Annotated in this window: 21 protein-coding genes; 6 read left to right on the forward strand and 15 right to left on the reverse strand. The window is 44.1% G+C overall.

Annotation, left to right across the window (positions count from 1 at the left end; all coding sequences use genetic code 11):
- Positions 1-56: 56 nt before the first annotated feature.
- The 3 genes from ytxJ (at position 57) to pheS (ending at position 4,610) form a co-directional block, all read left to right on the forward strand.
- Entirely contained in the window at positions 57-392 is a 336-nt protein-coding gene (ytxJ, locus tag P2G54_RS00395; protein WP_275867109.1) for a bacillithiol system redox-active protein YtxJ, read from the forward strand.
- A 150-nt stretch (positions 393-542) separates the two neighbouring features.
- On the forward strand, positions 543-3,401 hold the full coding sequence (locus tag P2G54_RS00400) for a TonB-dependent receptor (protein WP_275867110.1): 2,859 nt from the start codon (positions 543-545) through the stop codon (positions 3,399-3,401).
- A gap of 180 nt (positions 3,402-3,581) precedes the next feature.
- On the forward strand, positions 3,582-4,610 hold the full coding sequence (pheS, locus tag P2G54_RS00405) for a phenylalanine--tRNA ligase subunit alpha (protein ID WP_275867112.1): 1,029 nt from the start codon (positions 3,582-3,584) through the stop codon (positions 4,608-4,610).
- Positions 4,611-4,863: 253 nt separating this feature from the next.
- On the opposite strand, the gene rpiB is transcribed toward pheS, so the two are convergent.
- Genes rpiB through glyA form a run of 3 tightly spaced genes read right to left on the reverse strand, consistent with a single transcriptional unit; the run spans position 4,864 to position 7,457 of the window.
- On the reverse strand, positions 4,864-5,301 hold the full coding sequence (gene rpiB / locus P2G54_RS00410) for a ribose 5-phosphate isomerase B (RefSeq protein ID WP_275867114.1): 438 nt from the start codon (positions 5,299-5,301) through the stop codon (positions 4,864-4,866).
- A 19-nt stretch (positions 5,302-5,320) separates the two neighbouring features.
- Positions 5,321-6,172 (reverse strand): twin-arginine translocase subunit TatC, encoded by an 852-nt coding sequence (gene tatC, locus P2G54_RS00415; protein ID WP_275867115.1) that lies wholly within the window; start codon positions 6,170-6,172, stop codon positions 5,321-5,323.
- Positions 6,173-6,188: 16 nt separating this feature from the next.
- Positions 6,189-7,457 carry a serine hydroxymethyltransferase gene (gene glyA / locus P2G54_RS00420; RefSeq protein WP_275867117.1) on the reverse strand — a complete coding sequence of 423 codons (1,269 nt, stop codon included), beginning with the start codon at positions 7,455-7,457 and terminating at the stop codon, positions 6,189-6,191.
- A gap of 146 nt (positions 7,458-7,603) precedes the next feature.
- Here glyA and P2G54_RS00425 point away from each other — a divergent pair, with 146 nt between their 5' ends.
- Positions 7,604-7,978 carry a UDP-glucuronosyltransferase gene (locus P2G54_RS00425; protein WP_275867119.1) on the forward strand — a complete coding sequence of 125 codons (375 nt, stop codon included), beginning with the start codon at positions 7,604-7,606 and terminating at the stop codon, positions 7,976-7,978.
- On the opposite strand, the gene P2G54_RS00430 is transcribed toward P2G54_RS00425, so the two are convergent.
- Positions 7,975-8,202 carry a hypothetical protein gene (locus P2G54_RS00430; RefSeq protein WP_275867120.1) on the reverse strand — a complete coding sequence of 76 codons (228 nt, stop codon included), beginning with the start codon at positions 8,200-8,202 and terminating at the stop codon, positions 7,975-7,977. The two genes, P2G54_RS00425 and P2G54_RS00430, sit on opposite strands and share 4 nt — an antisense overlap.
- A 101-nt stretch (positions 8,203-8,303) precedes the next feature.
- Between P2G54_RS00430 and P2G54_RS00435 the strand changes: the two genes are divergently transcribed.
- The gene (locus tag P2G54_RS00435; protein ID WP_275867122.1) at positions 8,304-9,212 is read left to right on the forward strand and encodes an AEC family transporter; all 909 of its coding nucleotides are present in this window, start codon (positions 8,304-8,306) and stop codon (positions 9,210-9,212) included.
- Here P2G54_RS00435 and P2G54_RS00440 read toward each other — a convergent pair.
- From P2G54_RS00440 to P2G54_RS00490, 11 genes are all read right to left on the reverse strand, one after another.
- Positions 9,209-10,015 carry an inositol monophosphatase family protein gene (locus tag P2G54_RS00440; protein WP_275867123.1) on the reverse strand — a complete coding sequence of 269 codons (807 nt, stop codon included), beginning with the start codon at positions 10,013-10,015 and terminating at the stop codon, positions 9,209-9,211. The genes P2G54_RS00435 and P2G54_RS00440 overlap by 4 nt on opposite strands.
- Before the next feature lie 15 nt (positions 10,016-10,030).
- Positions 10,031-10,723, reverse strand: a complete 693-nt coding sequence (gene rsmI / locus P2G54_RS00445) for a 16S rRNA (cytidine(1402)-2'-O)-methyltransferase (protein ID WP_275867125.1) — start codon at positions 10,721-10,723, stop codon at positions 10,031-10,033.
- Positions 10,720-10,953: a 4a-hydroxytetrahydrobiopterin dehydratase gene (locus P2G54_RS00450; protein WP_275867126.1), complete on the reverse strand. Its 234-nt coding sequence runs from the start codon at positions 10,951-10,953 to the stop codon at positions 10,720-10,722. Before P2G54_RS00450 ends, rsmI begins: the two co-directional genes overlap by 4 nt.
- 11 nt (positions 10,954-10,964) lie before the next feature.
- Positions 10,965-11,231: a DUF493 domain-containing protein gene (locus P2G54_RS00455; protein WP_275867127.1), complete on the reverse strand. Its 267-nt coding sequence runs from the start codon at positions 11,229-11,231 to the stop codon at positions 10,965-10,967.
- 68 nt (positions 11,232-11,299) lie between these two features.
- Positions 11,300-13,408, reverse strand: a complete 2,109-nt coding sequence (locus tag P2G54_RS00460; protein WP_275867128.1) for a SurA N-terminal domain-containing protein — start codon at positions 13,406-13,408, stop codon at positions 11,300-11,302.
- 85 nt (positions 13,409-13,493) lie between these two features.
- Positions 13,494-14,774, reverse strand: coding sequence for a hemolysin family protein (locus tag P2G54_RS00465; RefSeq protein ID WP_275867129.1), 1,281 nt, complete (start codon positions 14,772-14,774; stop codon positions 13,494-13,496).
- A 2-nt stretch (positions 14,775-14,776) separates the two neighbouring features.
- Positions 14,777-14,986: a hypothetical protein gene (locus P2G54_RS00470; RefSeq protein ID WP_275867130.1), complete on the reverse strand. Its 210-nt coding sequence runs from the start codon at positions 14,984-14,986 to the stop codon at positions 14,777-14,779.
- A complete protein-coding gene (gene lptC / locus P2G54_RS00475; protein ID WP_275867131.1) occupies positions 14,983-15,525 on the reverse strand; it encodes an LPS export ABC transporter periplasmic protein LptC in 543 nt (180 codons plus the stop codon). Before lptC ends, P2G54_RS00470 begins: the two co-directional genes overlap by 4 nt.
- Positions 15,526-15,613: 88 nt before the next feature.
- Positions 15,614-16,915, reverse strand: coding sequence for a hypothetical protein (locus tag P2G54_RS00480; RefSeq protein WP_275867132.1), 1,302 nt, complete (start codon positions 16,913-16,915; stop codon positions 15,614-15,616).
- 71 nt (positions 16,916-16,986) lie between these two features.
- A complete protein-coding gene (locus tag P2G54_RS00485; RefSeq protein WP_275867133.1) occupies positions 16,987-18,270 on the reverse strand; it encodes a hypothetical protein in 1,284 nt (427 codons plus the stop codon).
- Positions 18,260-18,976, reverse strand: coding sequence for a type III pantothenate kinase (locus tag P2G54_RS00490; protein WP_275867134.1), 717 nt, complete (start codon positions 18,974-18,976; stop codon positions 18,260-18,262). The genes P2G54_RS00485 and P2G54_RS00490 overlap by 11 nt, the downstream gene beginning before the upstream one ends.
- 101 nt (positions 18,977-19,077) lie before the next feature.
- Between P2G54_RS00490 and P2G54_RS00495 the strand changes: the two genes are divergently transcribed.
- Entirely contained in the window at positions 19,078-20,151 is a 1,074-nt protein-coding gene (locus P2G54_RS00495; RefSeq protein ID WP_275867135.1) for an anhydro-N-acetylmuramic acid kinase, read from the forward strand.
- Positions 20,152-20,221: the final 70 nt, after the last annotated feature.

The raw sequence follows: 20,221 nt of genomic DNA on the forward strand, positions 1-20,221 counted from the left end.
GGTTTAGGAACTATTATTCCCCTACAAGTATTGTCCCAAAATAAGGATAAAAGAATATGAACTGGAATAAACTCACCCAAGTCGGACAAATCGAGGAAATCAAAGAACTCAGCATGACTCAACCTGTCTTGATTTTCAAACATAGCACCCGGTGCTCGGTGAGCAGCATGTCATTGGATCGACTTCTGAGAAACTGGAAGCCTGAAGACACTGAGAAAATTGTCCCTTACTTCTTGGATCTCATCGCTTATCGGGAACTTTCCGACAGAGTGGAAGATGAATTTGGCGTCCCTCATCAATCTCCCCAGATCATTTTGATCAAAAATGGGGTTGCGGTCTATGACAACAGCCACTTTGGAATTTCCTATCCTGAAATTATGGGGCAGATTTAAGCCAACATCAGATCTATTTCTTGGAAGAATTAATTTTTAAATAGGAATTACACCATTTATCCCCCTCTAATTCCATTCTTATTTTTTTAAAAGTTCGGAATAAACCTTTGGCTTTCTGAATTAGTCAAAGAAGATGAACTTTGCATTCAAATGAAAACAAGACATTCTTTAATCGTCCTGACTTTTAGTCTATTACTTGCCTTTTCGGCGTTCGGACAGCGTCCACAGGGACAGGAACGTAAATTTACCGGAACCGTAATTGACGGGACGGTCAACAAACCTATGATTGGTGCCAATGTACTGATCAAAACCTTGGCGGATTCCCTTTTGCGCGGAACCACCACAGACGGACAGGGTAAGTTTGAAATAGTACGGCCTGATATTCCCCAGGTGAAACTTGAAATTACTTTTATCGGATATAAAACCATTAGCCGGGTCCATAGCTTCCGAGAGTCTGTGGAGCTTGGTGAGATTGTGCTTCTGGAAGACACTAAGGTGTTGGGGGAAGTGCTGATCGAGGGACAGATTCCGGTAGGAGAGCAAAAAGGGGATACCACCTCCTTCAATGCCAATGCATTCAAAACTCAACAAAACGCTCAGGCAGAAGACCTGATCCGTAAAATGCCGGGCATCAGTTTCCAAAATGGCCAAATCCAGGCTCAAGGTGAACAGGTACAAAAAATCCTGGTAGATGGACGGGAGTTTTTTGGATCCGACCCCAACATTGCCTTGAGAAACTTACCTGCCGATGCAATTGACCGAGTGGAAGTTTTAGACCAACGTTCGGATCAAAGCCGACTGACTGGCTTTGACGACGGTAATTATACCAAAACCATCAACATCATCCTAAGAGAAGACCGCAAAAACGGACAATTTGGACGTGTTTATGGGGGCTATGGAACCGATGATCGCTATTCAGCTGGAGGAAGCCTGAATCTTTTTGGCGGGGATCGAAGGGTTTCAATTTTGGGACTTTTCAACAACATTAACCAACAGAATTTCTCCTCCCAGGACTTGGCAGGCGTGACCGCCAATGCTTCCGGAGGAGGTGGAAGACGCGGCGGATTTGGCGGTGGAAGATGGGGAGGAGGAAACAATAATTTCTTTGTCGGAAATGACATCGGGATCATTGGAACCAACGCCCTGGGTCTGAACTACAGTGACAAATGGGGCAAAAAGGTCAACTTCACCGGAAGTTACTTTTTCAACAATACCAACAACACCCTGCGTCAGACGACCAACCGGGAGACCATCATCAATGAAGATCTAAGCCAGTTTTATCAGGAAAGCCTGATCAACAATGTGGAAAATTTCAACCACAGAGCAAATGCACGGATCGAGGCAGACCTGAATGAGAAAAACAGCCTGATTATTACTCCCAATATTTCATTTCAGACCAATCGAACCTATAGTGATCGGGATGCATTGACCCTCAACAGCGAAGGAGATTCCCTTTCTGCCCTGCGATCAATTTCAAATGCGGAAACCCAGGCTTATACTATTTCCAACAATTTGACCTATCGCTATAAATTTGACAAAACCGGAAGAACATTCTCCACGGATATCAATACCAGTTGGAACAACCGGGATTTATATTCCGATCTGTTGGCGGCAAACAGGGATTATAACAGAAATTTCCTGGACACCTCTCTTCAGGAAACCAATTCTCTGAATGAGGGCTTCAATTACAGGGTCAATCTGACCCTTACCGAGCCTTTGGGCGAAAAATCCATAGGAACATTCGGATACCAGATCAGCAACAACAAAACCCGGGCTGATCAGAAAACCAGAGTTTTTGACGAGGACAATATTCCTCAGTTGGATACAGCACTTAGTAATGAATTCAACAACAAATTCACTACCCAGCGATTGCGCACAGGCTATGCCTACAATAACAACGGCTGGAATATCAATCTGAATCTGGATTACCAGAATGCGCGTCTGGACAATGAGTCCTTTTTCCCTACAGAAGGAGTTTTCAAAAGAGATTTCAACAATATCCTACCAAGTGCCAATATCAACTACCGCAACCGGGAGACTGGATTTTCTTGGAGACTACGCTACCGTACCGATACAGATGAGCCAAGTGTCAACGAGCTTCAAAATGTAGTCAACAATCAAAATCCACTCAATCTGAGGGTGGGTAACCCAAGCTTGGGTCAGAGTTTCAACCATAATTTCTTCGCAAATATCAGCAAGGTGAATCTGGAAAAATCCAGAACCTTTTTCATGTTTGTAAACTATTCGGCTACCAGCAATTTCATAGGCAATAGCACCTTTGTAGCTTCTCAGGACACGTTGATCAACGGAGAAATTCTCCTGAGACCGGGAGGGCAAATTTCTCAGCCCGTCAATTTGGACGGAAATTGGAGAACCCGCTTTTTCCTTACCTATGGAGCCCCGATTCCAAAGTTGAAATTGCAGTTCAACACCAACACCAGACTGGGATTCAACCGTACTCCAGGCTTGATCAATGGGGATAAAAACCTCAATGACAACATTGACCTGAGTCAGGGGATTACTTTGAGCAGCAACATCAGCAAAAACGTGGATTTCTCGGTAAGCACCACTGGTACTTATACCATTGTCAATTCCAGTTTGCAGTCCAATTTGGATCAAAACTACTACATACAGGAATCCAATATCCGTCTGTATTTTTCTCCAAACAACGGAAAGCTATTTGTAGGCAACACTGTCAACAATATGTTATATAGCGGGCTTTCTGAGGGCTTCGACCAATCTGTGTGGCTCTGGAATATCGAAGGAGGTTTCCGCTTTGCCAAAAACAACAAAGCAGAATTGAAGGTGGTGATCTTTGACTTGCTCAACCAAAACAACAGCATCAGCAGAACCATTTCTGACGTAGCCATCACCGACGTCTTTACCAATGTCCTGACCAGATATGGAATGTTGACTTTTACCTACATCATTGGAAATTTCAAAGAACCTGAGCCTTCCAACAACCAGCCTTGGCAGCGCATGCGCCCAGGAGGAGGAAGAACATGGTAATTCATAATAGGGGTGATTAAGAAAAAAGCCGGCGGGATTCCCAGCTGGCTTTTTTATTTACCGGGCCCATAAAACGGGTTTATAATCCAAAAAGCAGGGAATCCAGTAGGCTCTTTTAGGGATGTTCTTCCCATAAATGCTCAAAAATCTTAGCTTTGTGCTTTGATTGATTTTCATCACATGTACCAGGAAAAAATCGAAGCCATCAAAGCGGCCATAGCCGTCGCTGACGCAAATACTCCCGAACAGCTGGAATCCTACCGCATGGAGTTTATCTCCAAAAAAAGTGTAGTGGGAGAACTTTTTGCCGCCATGGGTCAAATCCCCAATGAGGAGAAAAGAACCTATGGACAATTGGTCAATGGAGTCAAGCAATTGGCTGAGGCCAAGTTTCAGGAACTGATCGAAAAAGTAAACTCGGCTACCAAAAAGGCTAAATCTGCGGAGGTAGACCTTACCCTTCCTCCTTCCAACCATTCTTTGGGAGGAATTCATCCCTTGACCGCTACCCGTCAGCGTATCATAGAGATTTTCGAGCGTATTGGATTCAACCTTTCAGAAGGCCCCGAAATAGAAGATGACTGGCATAATTTCACTGCATTGAACTTCCCTGAAAACCACCCAGCGAGGGAAATGCAGGATACCTTCTTTATCGAAAAAAACCCGGATATCGCGTTGAGGACACACACTTCCTCTGTACAGGTGCGGGTGATGGAAAACCAAAAACCTCCAATCCGGACTCTTTCTCCGGGAAGGGTGTACCGAAACGAAGCGATTTCGGCACGGGCCCACTGTATTTTCCATCAGGTAGAAGGGCTGTATGTGGATGAAAACGTAGGCTTTGCCGACTTGAAAAATACCCTTTACCATTTTGCCAAGGAAATGTTTGGAAAGGAAACCAAAGTCCGATTCAGACCTTCTTATTTCCCCTTTACCGAACCCAGTGCGGAAATTGATATTTCCTGCCTGATTTGCGGAGGAAAGGGCTGCAATGTGTGTAAGGGAACAGGCTGGGTAGAAATCGGAGGATCCGGAATGGTAGACCCGAATGTTCTCGAAAACTGCGGCATTGACTCCAACAAATACACAGGATTTGCTTTTGGAATGGGTATAGAACGCATTGCCATGCTGAAATATCAAATCAAGGATTTGAGACTGTTTACTGAAAATGATGTCCGATTCCTGAGGCAGTTTAGGCCTCTCTTATAAAGTTACTGAAACCCCGGCTCAAGGCTGGGGTTTTGTTTTATAGCCCATTTTCTTTAGGACAATAATTTTGCGCTGCCTTTTCGATTTCGACCCTTATCCTTCCAACCCTCATTCTTTCCTGTTTGGCAGCTATTCAGGACCCCACCATTATGATAAGGCAGAACCGAAAAAGATGAAATAGGGCCTATTTCACAAAAACCAACTCAACCAAAAAAGCCCGGTAAACCGGGCTTTTATTCAATTTCAAATCAAATTAGGAACAGGCAATCTTATTTACTCTGTTTTGATGGCGCCCCCCTTCAAACTCCGTAGTCAGGAAGATCTCAGCGAGCTTTTCAGCCAATTCATAAGAGATAAATCGTGCAGGCAAGGCGATCACATTGGCATTGTTGTGCTGACGGGCCAAAGCTGCCAGATCCTCGTTCCAGCAAAGCGCCGCACGGATTCCCTGATGCTTGTTGGCAGTAATCGCGACTCCATTTCCACTTCCGCAGATTACAATTCCCAGGTCAAATTCACCCTTTTCTACTGCTGTACTCAGAGGGTGTACAAAATCCGGGTAGTCTACCGATGCATCCGAAAAAGGCCCGAAGTCCTTCACCTCATAACCCAGGCTTTCCAGCTTTTTGATCAGCTTGGCCTTGTATTCAAATCCGGCGTGGTCCCCGCCAATTGCTATTTTCTTTGCCATGATTGTGCTTTTAATATACTTATTCAGAATCTTCTCTTGCTTCCATTGCCTCCTTCAGGGCTCTTTTCTTTTCCAAGCGCTTGGCAATATTGATCCCAATTTCATACAGAACCAATATAGGCATGGCAATCAGCAATTGACTGATCACATCCGGAGGAGTAATCACAGCAGCAACCACCAAGATCACCACAATGGCATGCCTTCTATATGCCCTCAACATGGAGGAAGTCACCAATCCTGACATGGAAAGGAAATAGACCACCACAGGAAGCTGGAACATGATCGCCGAGGCCAACACCAACATAATCAAGGTGGTGACATAGGAGCTGATATCAAATTCATTGAGAATGGAGGGGTCTAACTGGTAGTTGGAAAGGAAGTTGATCGAAAGAGGGGAAAGGATAAAATATCCAAAACAGGCTCCTAGAAAAAACAACAAGCTCACAAAGAACACCGCTCCCCGGGCTGCACTTTTTTCCTGATCATACAAGCCTGGACTTATGAACCTCCAAAACTCCCAGAAAACATAGGGAAATGCCACCACAAAACCCACTACAAAACTGGAAGTCATGTGCATGGAAAACTGTCCAGTCATCTGACGGCTTTGGATAGTAAAAGGCAATTCGTCAATACACAAAGCAGAGATTCCCAGATAATCCCCGATATCACATAGTACCCGGTAGGTCAAAAAGTCCACTTTGGACGGACCCAAGATAACCATTCCAAAAACGATGCTTTTGGAAAGAAATGCGATAACAGAAAGAATAAGAACCGCTGCAACGGATCTCAATAAATGCCAACGAAGGGCTTCCAAATGATCGAGAAAGGACATTCCTTCCTCTTCCTCTTCTTGATATTGGTCTAATGCCACTTTAATAAATTACGCTTTAGTACAAAGGAAATTGAACCATCCAGCTGTTGACCTCCGCACGGATTTTATCCAGTTCGGCTTCGTTGTCGTGATTGTTCAGGGCACGGTCAATCAACTGTACAATTTTTTTCATGTCTTCCTCTTTCAATCCACGGGTAGTGACTGCTGCAGAACCAACGCGCATACCGGAAGTCACAAAAGGAGATTTGGTATCGAAAGGAACCATGTTTTTATTGATGGTGATATCTACTTTGCCCAGAGTCTCCTCTGCAAGTTTTCCAGTCAGATTTTTATTTCTCAAGTCAATTAGCATCAGGTGGTTGTCAGTACCTCCTGAAATCAACTGATATCCCAATTTTACAAATTCATCTGCCATCACGGATGCATTTTTCTTCACTTGCAGCACATAGTCCATGTATTCGTCAGAAAGGGCTTCCTGAAAAGCAACAGCTTTGGCAGCAATAATGTGCTCCAATGGACCACCTTGAGTTCCTGGGAATACCCCCATATCCAACAAGGAAGACATTTTTCTGATCTCTCCTTTTGGAGTGGTCAAGCCCCATGGATTGTCAAAATCCTCTCTCATCATGATCAAACCACCTCTAGGGCCTCTAAGAGTCTTGTGGGTAGTAGTGGTGACGATATGGCAATGCTCCAATGGGTCATTCAATAAACCTCTGGCGATCAAACCGGATGGGTGGGAGATATCTGCCAAAAGGATAGCATCAACCTGATCAGCAATGTCTCTCAACCTTTCGTAATCCCAGTCTCTGGAATAGGCAGAAGCACCGCAAATGATCATTTTTGGGTTCACAGCAAGGGCTTTTTCCTCCACCTTGTCATAATCGATCACCCCGGTTTCCTCCTCTACTCCGTAGAAATGTGGTTCGTACAATTTCCCGGAGAAGTTTACAGGAGAACCATGGGTAAGGTGCCCTCCATGGGAAAGGTCAAAACCAAGAATGGCATCACCTGGCTTCAGGCAGGCCAGCATCACAGCAGCATTAGCCTGTGCTCCAGAGTGGGGCTGAACATTGGCCCAAGTAGCTCCGAAAAGCTCCTTGGCACGGTCAATAGCAATTTGCTCAATATCATCCACTACCTCGCACCCGCCATAGTAGCGTTTACCCGGAAGACCTTCCGCATATTTATTGGTCAACACGCTTCCAGCAGCTTCCATTACTTGCTTGCTGGTGAAGTTTTCCGAAGCAATCAGCTCGATGCCACGCTTTTGTCTGTCTTCCTCTCGGGCAATGAGGTCAAATACTACCGTATCTCTTTTCATAATCAGGGGTTTGAAAGCAATTTTGTAGGAGAAAAGCAGGAAATCTCCTGCTTCAAACAAGGCTCAAAAATAGCCTGAAAGTCCCTATTATCCAATCTTAAAGAGAGATAGGAATTTTCTCATTCTGCTAATTCTTACTTTTGTCCATGTTTGATTTCAAATTCCGCCCAAAAACCTACTTTGAAGAGGACATTTCCTCCGCCTTATTGGTCAAACTTCACTATCCAGAAAGTCAATGGGGAGAGCAAATTAGCATCTATGCGCACCAAAGCGGCTACCACATCCAACTGGAAGCAGTCGACTTTTATGGACATGAATATATGCTCTATCCCAGCAAAATCGAAGAGCCTTTATCTTTGGAAGATTTAATAGACTTGATTGAGGGCATGAAGCTCAATAGAGATGAGCTGGACGGAAAAATGGAATTGGTATTGGATGGAATTCCCGAGGCAAAAAGCAATTATTACCCCGAGTTGGAAAAATACTATTCGGAAAAGAGAAAAGACTTTGGCCTGGACTAGAAATCAAGCAAGGCCTGTCTCTGAACATACAATTGGTGACTTCTGAACCACAGCAAATAGGTGTCAAATGCCACACAATCGTTTAGCTCAATTCCGTTGAGATTTATTTTTTTCAAAGAGTTGACGGGAAGCCAGGATTTAAGCCGCAGTGCTTGCTCCACGGAAAGCTGGGATAGCTGAATCCAATTGCTTCCATTTATAGAAATCGGTATCAGTTTACTCATAGCACACATTTTTCTGTTCAAAAATATTCTGAGGATCAGATCCTTACAATTTTATCAGATTAAGGTTGTGTTAATAAAAGCACCCTTTATAAATTCAGACCATGATCGGAGCCCTACTAGCCGTTTTGTTTTTAATTTCAGGTTTGATCCTACAGCGACGGCCGGGCTTTCCGCTGGAAAAAGCCATCGCGCTTACCAATTCCTACCTCTTCAACCTAGTGCTCCCTGCTCTAGCTTTGCTTTACATCCCAAAAATCAAACCAGGATGGGACTTACTCATTCCCATATCAGCTTCCTGGCTTACTTTTTTTCTTTCCTGGCTGGTATTTGGACTTCTTGGAAAGTTATTTCATTGGAACCGACAAATCACCGGGTGTCTTGCGGTGGTTTCAGGTTTGGCAAATACTTCTTTTTTGGGCTTTCCAGTAATCGAAGGACTCTACGGAAAGGCGGGTCTTCCCGTAGCTCTATTGATGGATCAGGGAGGCTCCTTTTTATTGGTTTCCTCCATGTCCATTCTAATCGCCACTATCTACAGTCATCAAAGAGGTAATCTTCGGGCCATTCCGCTGAAAATTCTCAAATTTCCTCCTTTTGGCTTTCTGATTGGAACTCTGATCATGAGTCTAATGGGGTGGAAAACTCCCGAGTTCATTATGCCGGTTTTGGGACTAATCGGAAAAACCATGGCTCCTGTTGCGCTCTTCGCAATTGGACTCCGGTTTAGCCTGAAAAGTAAAGACCTAGGCTCCGGATATTTCTGGCTGGGACTAGGGTATAGATTAATCCTCGCACCAGCGTTAATTTGGATAATTTACCGAAACTTCATGGATGAAAGCGACCTCACCTTCAAAGTTACTGTCATGGAAAGTGCCATGGCCCCTATGATCACAGGGTCAATAGTCGCAATCAAATACAACCTAGAACCCAAACTAGCCACCTTATTAGCCGGTTTGGGCATCCCGATTTCTGTGATTACTCTTTTTGCCTGGTACCTCTTTTTGGCTTAAGAGTTCCAAATCCTCTGCAATTCCGCGAGAAATTCCTCGTGGATGCTTTGGTTGGAAGCCAAAATCTGCCTTCCAAAAATGTAGTCTCCGCCCCCTGAAAAATCAGTTACCTTTCCACCAGCCTCCTGAACGATCAGGGTTCCCGCTGCTACATCATAGGAGTTGAGATTGTATTCAAAGAAACCTTCTATCCTGCCTGAAGCCACATAGCAAAGATCCACTGCGGCAGACCCAAATCTCCTCAGTCCGTGAGTGGATTGCATGAGGGATTTTAAAGCCGCTAGGTAGCGATCTATCAGTTCAAAATTGTAATAAGGGAAACCGGTAGCCACTAGGGATGCCGCTAGATTTTTTGCCTTACTGACTGAAATTCTGGTTTCATTGCAGAATGCCCCGCCTCCTTTGATTGCATAGAAACACTCATGCATGTTGACCTCATAAACAACTCCAAGGATCACTTGCTCCTTTTCCATCAAGGCAATGCTGACAGAATAAACAGGGACTCCGTGGATAAAATTGGTCGTTCCGTCCAAGGGATCTATGACCCAATTGTAAATCTCAGCCCTAGTCGTGTTGGTACCTTCTTCAGTGATAAAGCCTGCTTCGGGAAAAATATGGGAAAGCTTGGCCACAATTCTTTTCTCGGCTTCCTTATCCACATAGGAAACCAAATCATTGAAGCCTTTGTGCTCCACTGCATCCATGTCAAAGTGCTGTCTTTCCTTCCGGATAAAAGATCCTACTTCCTTGGCAATTTCTTGAGTTTGCTCCAACAGCAAACTGAGTTTTTCTTTGGTAATCATACAATCAATAGGTGTTTAGGCTTTTGGATTCTTTCCAGCAACAACGAGGACAATTTCCCCCTTTAGTGGGTTGGTTTGATAATATTCAATCAGTTCTAAAAAACTCCCTCTCACATTCTCTTCATGGAGCTTAGTCAGTTCTCTGGACACACAAGCTTGCCTATCCCCTCCAAAAGCTTCAGCCAACTGCTCCAATGTTTTCATCAGCCTGTGGGGAGATTCATAAAAAATCATGGTCCGAGTTTCCTCCAACAAGGACTCAATCCTTGTTTTCCTTCCTTTTTTATGGGGTAAAAAGCCCTCAAATACAAAGCGATCATTGGGAAGACCACTATTGACCAAGGCAGGTACAAATGCAGTGGGACCGGGAAGGCACTGGACTTCCAGACCTTCCGCCAAAACCTCCCGAACCAATAAAAACCCAGGATCGGAAATAGCCGGAGTCCCCGCATCACTTACCAAAGCGAATTTCTCGCCTTTCTTCATGCGGTCAACCAGTTTTTCTACTGCTTTATGTTCATTGAAAATATGATAGGACTGCAAGGGCCTTGAAATCTCAAGATGCTTCAGCAGCATACCCGTTGTGCGGGTATCCTCCGCAAGAATTACATCAACCGACTTTAGGGTCTCAATTGCCCGAAGCGTGATATCCTTCAGGTTCCCGATAGGAGTGGGGACAAGAAATAAGTTTATTTCCTTTTCAGTCATGAAATCAAAGCATCAATAGCTTGAGCAAGTTGGTGATCCTTTTCAGTCACGGTATTTCCGGCATCATGTGTAGTCAGCTCGATTTCAACCGTATTGTACACGTTGCTCCAATTTGGGTGATGCTGATGGGCTTCCGCCAAAAATGCAACACGGGTCATAAAGGCAAAGGCCTCCTGAAAGTCCCCAAACTTGAAGGTACGCTTCAGTTTATTGTCCTCTTCTTTCCACATAAATGATCTGTTTACAAGGAAATCACTCCCTCAATGGTAGATGCTTGTTCGTAAATCTCAATAATCTGATCGGCACTTTCCATCATGATCTGAATAGTGGTGCTGATGTATTTCCCTCCAGAACTTGGCTTCAAAACCATTTCATTCTTGGGGAAAATAGCCCCAATCTCATGTTCCCTACCATTGGGAACGATAAATTTAAACATATATAGCATTGGAAACTGTCCATTAGCTTCCAACTTTTCCCTAAATGATTCTTTGTCGAATTTATTTTGCATCCTCTTTCTTTAAACTTGAATACAAACAAAGAACCCATGCTGTATGGCATGGGTTCCAATTTTAATTCTTAGAAGAACTTATATCGGAAATCCTTCACATTTGCCAGATCTTCCAAGGCCATCATCACCTGATAAGAAGCCCGCTGTGCGGCGCTTTGGGTGAGTTGAGCCTGGTAGGCTGTATAATCTCCGATTTCCGCAGCAGGAGTCAAGGTGTTCAATTTACCTACAACCACTCCAATGTCTTCTTTGATTGGCTGAGTCAGCTGTCCTGCCTCAATGCCGAAGATAGAACCGATGGCTTTTGGAGCAAAACCGATTCCAGGGATCACAGAGGCACTCATTCTCAGATCAGGGATTTCGTTTACAGAAGCTTCATTTGGGTAAAGGCCTTTCATTTCTTCCAAGGACGCCTTGCCTTTCAGGTTTTCCATGATCATCTCCGCTTTCTTCTCATTTCTTACCTGAGCTTCCACTTGAGCTCTTACATCCTCAAGAGTAGCATCACCTTCTTCTTTTTTACTAACCAAAGAGGCTACGATGTATGCGTTGTCCAGTTCAAAAACCGGAGAAACTTCACCTTGGGAAGCTTCGGCAAAAGCCCAACGGATGATCTCGCGCGCATTTTGTAGATTGTTCAGGTTTCTGGCACCGGCATCTACGTTGTTTGCCTGAAGGATACGGTAGTTGTTATCGATCGCGTTTTCGCTGAATTCATTTCTGTTTCCGGATTCACCCGCAAAAGAATCTGCATTTCTGAAGGCCTCGTTACGGGTAGCATCGGAAGCAACCAGCTCCAACTGAAGAACGGCAATTTTGGTGTATTCTGATTTAGGGAGTTCGGTAACTTCAATAATATGGAAACCATATTCCGTTTCGACGAGGTTAGGCAATAGGCCTGTAGATTTTCTGGCATAAGTCGCATCCGCAAACTCAGTCACGAAGTCCTCTTTTGCAAACCAACCCAAGTCTCCACCAGTCTGGGAAGTTCCATCCTGACCATACTGACTTGCAGCCATGGCAAAATCTCCTCCGTTTTTCAGGTCAGCCAAAACCGACTCGGCCTGTGCACGAACCTCAGCCTTTGCAGCGTCATCCATTCCTTCAGTACTGAAGAGAATATGGGAAGCTCTCATTCTAGGTGTACCCTGATAGGTATCAGAGATTTTGTAGGAAACGTAAGTGGAATTAGCAGTTACAAAAGGACCGTAAGTCTGGCCTTCCTGGAAATCAGAAACATTGTTTGTAAGATCTGCAGGGAAATTGTCACCAGGTCTGATCGTAATAAATGCTGGACGAACATCAGAATTTCTGGAAACGAAAGCTGAGTCATTGTCAGTGGTTTTCAACTCTTCAGTCAATTCCTGAATATTGGAAATAACATCAGCTGAATCAGCACCACTTGGAAGAATGCTGAAACTTACATACTCGATATTAGCAGAGTTTCCGGTTCTGAACTTGCTCTTATTTTCATTTAGATAAGCCTGCATTTCGCTTTCACTTACTGAAACTGCGGAATCCGAGATCGCATAGTAAGGAACAAAAAGCACTGAAGCATCTGCGATGGTGTTCGCCGCTATGTACTCCAGTTTAGCCTCAGCAGAGGTGGCGTACTCAGAAGTAGCCAAAAGGTTGTCATATTTGATTCTCAATCGAGAATCTGCAAACAACTGCTCCTGCTGTGCCCAAAAAGCCTGCTGAGCTGGATCAGCAGTCTCCAAAGACTGTAGGAATGCAATTAGCTGAGTTTTGTCAAACTGACCGGTTTGCGGGTTAATCAACTGCTGACGAAGTTCGGGAACGATATTCTTGCCCTGAACCATATCTACCAATTCTGCTGGAGAAATAGTCAGTCCAAGTTTTTCATATTCTTCCTTGAACACCTTTTCAACGATCATTGCCTGCCAGGCCTGCTCTCTCACGGTGAACATTTCTACCTCAGAAGGAGCTCTTCCGGTACGCTGCTGATAAGCAACTCGAAACTCCTCCACCTTGGCTACATATTCTTCATATGTAATTTCCTCACCGGCAATTTCACCCACGATGTTCTGATTTGAATTCAACAGGGTGGAATTTGGACTCAAAAGGTCACCCCCAAGAAGGAATAAAATCAACCCGCCGGCGATCACACCGATTGCGAGACCCGTTCTCTGTCTTATTTGTTTAATTAACGCCATTATTGTTACTACGCTTTTTTAGAAGTGTCGCAAAATAATAGCATTAGTAACGAAATTCAAAATATATTCTGAATCAAACCCTTATCTAAAAAATCCCAGAGGGGTTGATTTTAAGGCGAACGGTATCAATCCGGTGTTCCTGTTTAGAAACCACAGTAAAAGTGTAAGGCCCAATCATCACAGACTCACCCTTTTTGGGGAGATTTTCTGTGTAGGACAAAATCAGACCAGACAGGGTTTCAAACTCCCCAATGGGCAATTCCCAGTCATATTTATCATTTAAATAATCTATTTCGTGACGGGCACTGAGCAGATATTCATCCTCTCCGACTTTTTGTTCCATCAGATCATCGATATCATACTCGTCCTCGATTTCCCCAAAAATTTCCTCAATAATATCTTCCATGGAAACAATCCCACTCGTTCCGCCAAATTCATCCACAACTAATGCAAGGCTTTTCCGTTCTTGGATAAACTGGATCAGAAGCTCGTTGGCTAAGGCAGACTCCGGAACAATGATGATAGGAGTAAGAATCTCCTCAACAGATTTGGGCTTTTTGAACAGTTCCAGCTGATGACAATAACCAATCACATCATCAATAGACTCTCGGTAAACAATGATTTTTGAATGACCGCTTTCGGCAAAAATCTCCTTTAGATCTTCAATACTATCTTCCATTTCGACTGCAACAATATCTGTCCTCGGGACCATACATTCCCTCACCCGAACTGTTTTAAATTCAACCGCGTTATCAAAAATCTTTGTATCAATCTCCGCTTTTCCCTCTGCACTTGCCTGATTCATGTGGTTTTGGATAAAGCTGTTCAAGTCTGTCACCGTAAATACCGGACTGTCTTCACTATACTCCAGACGTAAAATTTTGGTAATGAAAAACCGTGAAAGCCCGACAACTGCCCAAACAACCGGATACATCACATAATAAATCCCCACAAAGGGAATGGCAAAAAAGGTCATCATGCTATTAGGATTGAGCATGAATAGACTTTTTGGTAAAAACTCAGCCGTTACCAATACAACCAATGTTGAAATTAAGGTTTGCAAAACCAGGATCACCCCTTCATTATTGAGACTCTCGGGAAGCCACATGGCCAATGGATCTTCCAAAAGATAGGCCATGAAAATACCATAAAGTACCAGAGAGATGGTATTACCCATCAACGTAGTGCCTATAAATTGGCCGGGGCGCTTTACGAAATCACTAAGGATACGCCCACTCAGACTACCTTGCTTGTTTTGCAGTTCGATCTGAAGTTTGTTCGCAGAGATATAGGCAATCTCAATCCCGGAAAACAATGCCGAAAAAAGCAGCGTGATGATGACGTAGACCAAATAGCTTGTTTCCATAATCAGCGTTTCCGCCCGGGTTTTTTCTTGGTAGATGATTCCTTCTCCTCAGCAGCCTGCTTGTTTCTTCTGATTTGAAACCAAAAGAGCAGTGCTACCGCAAACATAAATATAGAATAAGAATACCCTATTCCTACAGTCATAGACTGATGAATTCCGATAATAATCAGGGCCAAAGCCAGGGATAAGATCAATACGTCTGCTAGTTTCATAGTCCTTCTCCAGGTAACAGGGTTTTACTGTCTCTCACTTGTTTGAGGGTATAATTGGTGAAACTTTCATCTGCCTCCATCCCGGTACCGTTGAAGAGGGTCTGTTTGTCCTGAATGGTCACGAAAGTCTCAGTATAAATCCGCTTTTCATTGGGGTTCCAAAACAATTCTTCTGCCTGCAACCGCTGATCTTCCAGAAGGTTTCTCACCTGCACATTGCCTTCTCCACGGTACAAGTTGTCTTTTTTGTCAAAATACCCCCTATCCGCACGCATGGTGGTACTGAGGGTCCCATCGATTTCAAAAAATTCTATTTCAATCCCATCCGGGAATTCCAGATCCCCTTCTGCAAACTCCAGCTGCTTGGGTGCTCTGATTTCTGATCGGACTATGGCAGAATCGGAATGCACGACATGGACATTGGTAGCCATATTCACCGGACCGTCATAAACCTGAAAAGCGGCAGAGTCTACCTCACTTCTACAGGAAGCAGCCAGGACGAACAAGAAAAGGGTAAGCAAATAATGAAATCTGTTCACAGGACAAAGATACCAGAAATTGCGGTAAGAGCTTAAACGAAAAAAGGCAGTCTTAAGGACTGCCTTTTAAATATTTAATCACTAGAAATTAATCTCTAGTCGCAATGGATACATTTTCACCGATCCAGCATCCGGTACTGATGCTTCCACCTACCTGAAGACCTTCAGTAAAGACTTCTTCCTTGGAAGGGAACTGAGCTCTTGCCTGCGCCATACCCTGAGAATCACCGGCTCTCTGGTACGCATTGTAGGCAGCCATAAAGATTGCACGGTCCTTAACTCTGGAAACACCACCCTTACAATCGTTGAAGGAGTTCATATATAATCCAGCAATCATAGTGTAAGCATCTTTGGTTTTTTCAGGATCCAAACTTGCGGCTTCACGAGCAGCTGCTCTTGCAGCAGACTTTCTACCCAAATTGGCATGTACTTTAGCCAAGTCCATTTGGATTTCGGCCTTTTGAGCATCATTCTCTGCCAAAGCCAAAGCTTTTTCCAAAACAGGCTGAGCTTTTTCATAATCCTGCTCTTGGATATATCTCATTGCTCTTACCTGAGAAGTAGCATAGGTTGGGTTATTGGAGTCGATCAACTCCAATGCAGCCAAAAATGCATTTGAAGAAAGGCACTTGTACTGCACAGAGTATTTGAAGATCTGCTGAGCCAATTGCTCGTTGGTTGGATCTGCAGCCAATTTAGAACCCATGGTATTTTCGATGAATTCACAATCGATCAGTTCCATTGCCACCAACAGTTGCTCCAAAGTACCTTTAGGACTGCTCACATCTTTACCGGAAGCTGCTGCTTCATCCAACAAAGCCTGGATTTTATCGTGAATTTCAAGGATTTGCTCACTTGTATAGGCTTTGTTGTAAGCCCAGTGACGATATACCAAATCGAAATAAGCAGCAGTTAGAGATGGAGTCATGGTTCCATTCAATTCCAATGCTTTTTCAAAGTTGCCTACAGCCTCACCAAGTTTTTCCTTAGCTCCTTTGTAGTATCTGTATCCGTAATACGCTTTGTTTTCAATCCAGTTGGATTCGTTGTTGTACAACTCACCTCTTTTGTTGTAAATAGCTATCACAGAATCCTGGTATACTCTTTTTTGAGCCTCATCAGAAACAGCATCGGCAGCCCCATCATAGATCTTTACCCCATTGATATAAAGGGACTCGTTCAACTCAGGAACGTTTACCAGCAACCAATTCAAGGGTTTGGTAGCCTCAACAAATTGCTCAGACTTCATGTAGTCTACATATGCTGCATTCAGTTCCCTAGCTTTAGCTTCTTGTTCAGCATCAGATGGCCAATTCCATCCATCCTGTGCTTGCACCATTCCGGCGAGAAGCAAGGCGGCTAGCCCCAGAAGGGTTGATTTAATTTTCATGGTTTTAACTGTTTAATTCGGTTTAATTGCTCTTTTCCATCAATTCTGCTGACCTCAGCTGCTGGTCGGCATTATTCAAATACTCGTTTGTAGAACCAACTGTTATCGTTCAGTGAAAATCCCAGAGTGAAGTTCACATAATTCTCGCGAATCAATCCGTTGGTGGTAGTTCCTCTCTGGCCAACCTTGACTGCGAAATTAAGCAATGACAATTGATTAACAGGAAACGAGGCTCCAAAGTTAATGCCAAGATCATTGATTTTTTGTTGGTTCAGATAGTAGGGGGTCTGCAAGAACTCCAATCCGAACCGGTAAGTAGCCCGTTCCCATCCATTGTCAACCGCCAAGTAATTCGGTACAATCTGGAATCCAAGGCCAAGTTTGAGAGCTTCCTTCAGCTGTAAAGGATCCCCAAAGAAATTCTTGTATTCGGTAAAGTCCTGATACTGACCTTCCAATCCAATCACATATTTATTCAGCTTTTCATAGCTAAGTCCAAATCCGTAACGATTTGGTATATAAATACTTCCCTTTTCGTCGTTGGAAATCAAGTCCCCCTCCGAATCGGGGTCGCTAGCTTCCCCAAATGAGGCCAGTTTGGCAAAAGTTTTTCCACTAACGTCCCCTAGGTTCTGATAAATGGCACCTAAATGAAGGTTATTCCCATCACCGACTTTGAAGAAGTAGTGTGCACCGAACTTCAGGCCGATATCACTAATTGTTAATCTTTCATAATATTCAGAAGTATTCCCTACCTGATTGCCATTGTCATTGAAAATCGTCAACTGATTGGTACGGATAGTGGATCCGAATAAGTAGGAAGCCTGCAAACCCAAGCTCAGATTTTTGGCAACCAAAATCCCGGTGTTCAGGTAAACTTCTGAGATACCACCGTCTCCCTTGATATTATTGATGGCGGTGTATTCGGCGTTGTTGACCTGACTCTCCACCTGCATGTCATAGTTCACACTGGTAATCTGGTTGAGTCCCATCCCTGTGGTGATCTTTCCAGCCTTAAAAGGAAGAGATAATGCAACGTAAGAAAGGCCTCCACCGTCAACATCCGAACTTTCAGAGCCATTGGAAGCATTGATTTTTCTATAGTTCAACGCTGCCTGGAAGTTGAAAATGGTGTTTCTCGTCGTCAAAGCCGGATTGACCACGTTCGCGTTCCAGCCGGTGGCAAAGCTGATCCCAAGCCCTCCCATACCCTGGTTATGCGTCAATCCGGAGTAATTAAACTCCCCGATCCCAAGCGCACTATAGGTGGAAGAACTGGACTGAGCCCGAGCTTCTGAAAATAAGAAAAGGGCGCAGAGCACACCCAGCAAATGCAATTTGATTTTACTCAACATTGTGGTTTAGAATACAATTCAGCCCATGCAGGACCAAATTTGGGACTACAAATATGTGGTCTTTTGCCAATGAATCAAAAGATTGTGCATCTCCTCCGCAAACAAAGACCTTAATTTCGGGAAATTCTGACCTATAAGCCTCTATTTGGCCCTTAATTTCAAACTCCACCCCGTACCAAATCCCGGATTGCATACAGGTTTGGGTAGAATCCCCCATTAGCTTTTTGGGTTTTTCGCTTAGGGAAACCAAAGGCAGTCTTGCCGTAAACTGGTTCATGGCCTTTGCACGCATAGCCAAACCGGGACTAATCGCTCCTCCCAAATAAACCCCATTACCATCCACGAACTCAAAAGTCAAACAACTCCCCATGTCAATGACTAAGACAGGCTTCCCTTGGGACATGGCCCATCCTCCCACGGCTGCTGCAATTCTGTCTAAGCCAAGGGTCTCGGGAGTTCCATACCCATTTTTGACAGGAATGGGGGTAAGCCTATCCAAAAAAAGAAAAGAAAAGCCCAATTGCTTCTCCAATTCTTCTTTGGACCATCTAACGGAAGAAACCAAGCAATGCCCCAACTCAAGAGTTTTCCAAACAGGAATAGCCTCTTCCAAATCCGTAAATGCCAATTCCTGAACCAACTCCTGGTCCTGGAAGAGCGCGGATTTGATCCGGGTGTTGCCTATGTCTATGATTAGATTTCTCATGGGGATGGATCTGCCCGCAAAATAGCCAATTCTAAAAAGGGGGGATTTTCCGAGTTCTAAAATTATCTTTGAAAACCGGGATACTTAACAAACATTAACCCATGAGCAGTATTATCTACCAGGCAATCGGACTGATGTCCGGGACTTCAGGAGATGGATTAGACATTGCCTTCTGTGAATTCGAACTCACCGATAAATGGGCATTTCGGATTTTGAATGCCAGCACAGTGCCTTTTCCTGAAGCTTTGAAAAAGAGCCTGATGCATTCCCATGAGCTAAGCGCCCTGGACTTGGCGGTTTTGGATGTAGAATTTGGAAAATGGACCGGGACCCAAGTCAAAGCATTTTGTGAAAAAATCGGGAAAAAGCCGGAAATCATCTGTTCACATGGACATACGGTGTTTCACCAGCCATCCAAGGGAATCAGTCTACAGATCGGCAATGGCTGGGCCATTCATCAGGCATCCGGCATGAAAGTGATCAATGATTTTCGGATGCTGGATGTTCAACTGGGAGGTCAAGGCGCTCCCTTGGTACCCATTGGAGACCGCTTGTTGTTTTCCGACATGGACTTCTGTCTCAACTTGGGGGGAATATCCAACGTCAGTATGGAGCACCAAGGAAAACGTATAGCTTTTGATTGCAGTCCATTTAACCTACTTCTGAACCCCATCGCAAGGGAACTGGGAAGAGAATATGACGATGGAGGCCAATGGGCATCAGAAGGAAAGGTGAATTTGGATCTGCTGGAAAAGCTCAATGCCCTATCTTTCTATAAGGTTCCCTCAGCCAAATCCCTCGGCAGGGAGGATATAGAAAGGGACTTTGAACCCCTTCTTCAAGACTCGGAAATTCCTTTAAAGGATCTTCTCTGCACCTTGGTAGAGCACTATGCCATGCAGATTGCAGCTGTCATCAAACGCTACCAAAGCCAAAGTAATCCGAGAGTGCTGATTACCGGAGGAGGGGCCTATCATCTTTATTTTATAAATAGACTGGACTTTCATTTGCAAGGCGCTTGGGAGCATTTTCCGGCTTCCTCGCAAATTATAGAATTTAAAGAAGCTTTGGTTTTTGCCTTTTTGGGAGTATTGCGTCTCAGGGAAGAGTCCAATTGCCTTGCATCAGTAACCGGAGCAAGCTCAGATTCCTGTGGCGGAGTGATTTATGGCTAATCAAGCCTCTGAAACAACTTAGGTCCGGGAAGATATTTTTCTAATTTTGCGCTGCATATAAACCCAAATC

The organism is Algoriphagus sp. CAU 1675 (genome assembly GCF_029222925.1).
Classification (GTDB): domain Bacteria; phylum Bacteroidota; class Bacteroidia; order Cytophagales; family Cyclobacteriaceae; genus Algoriphagus.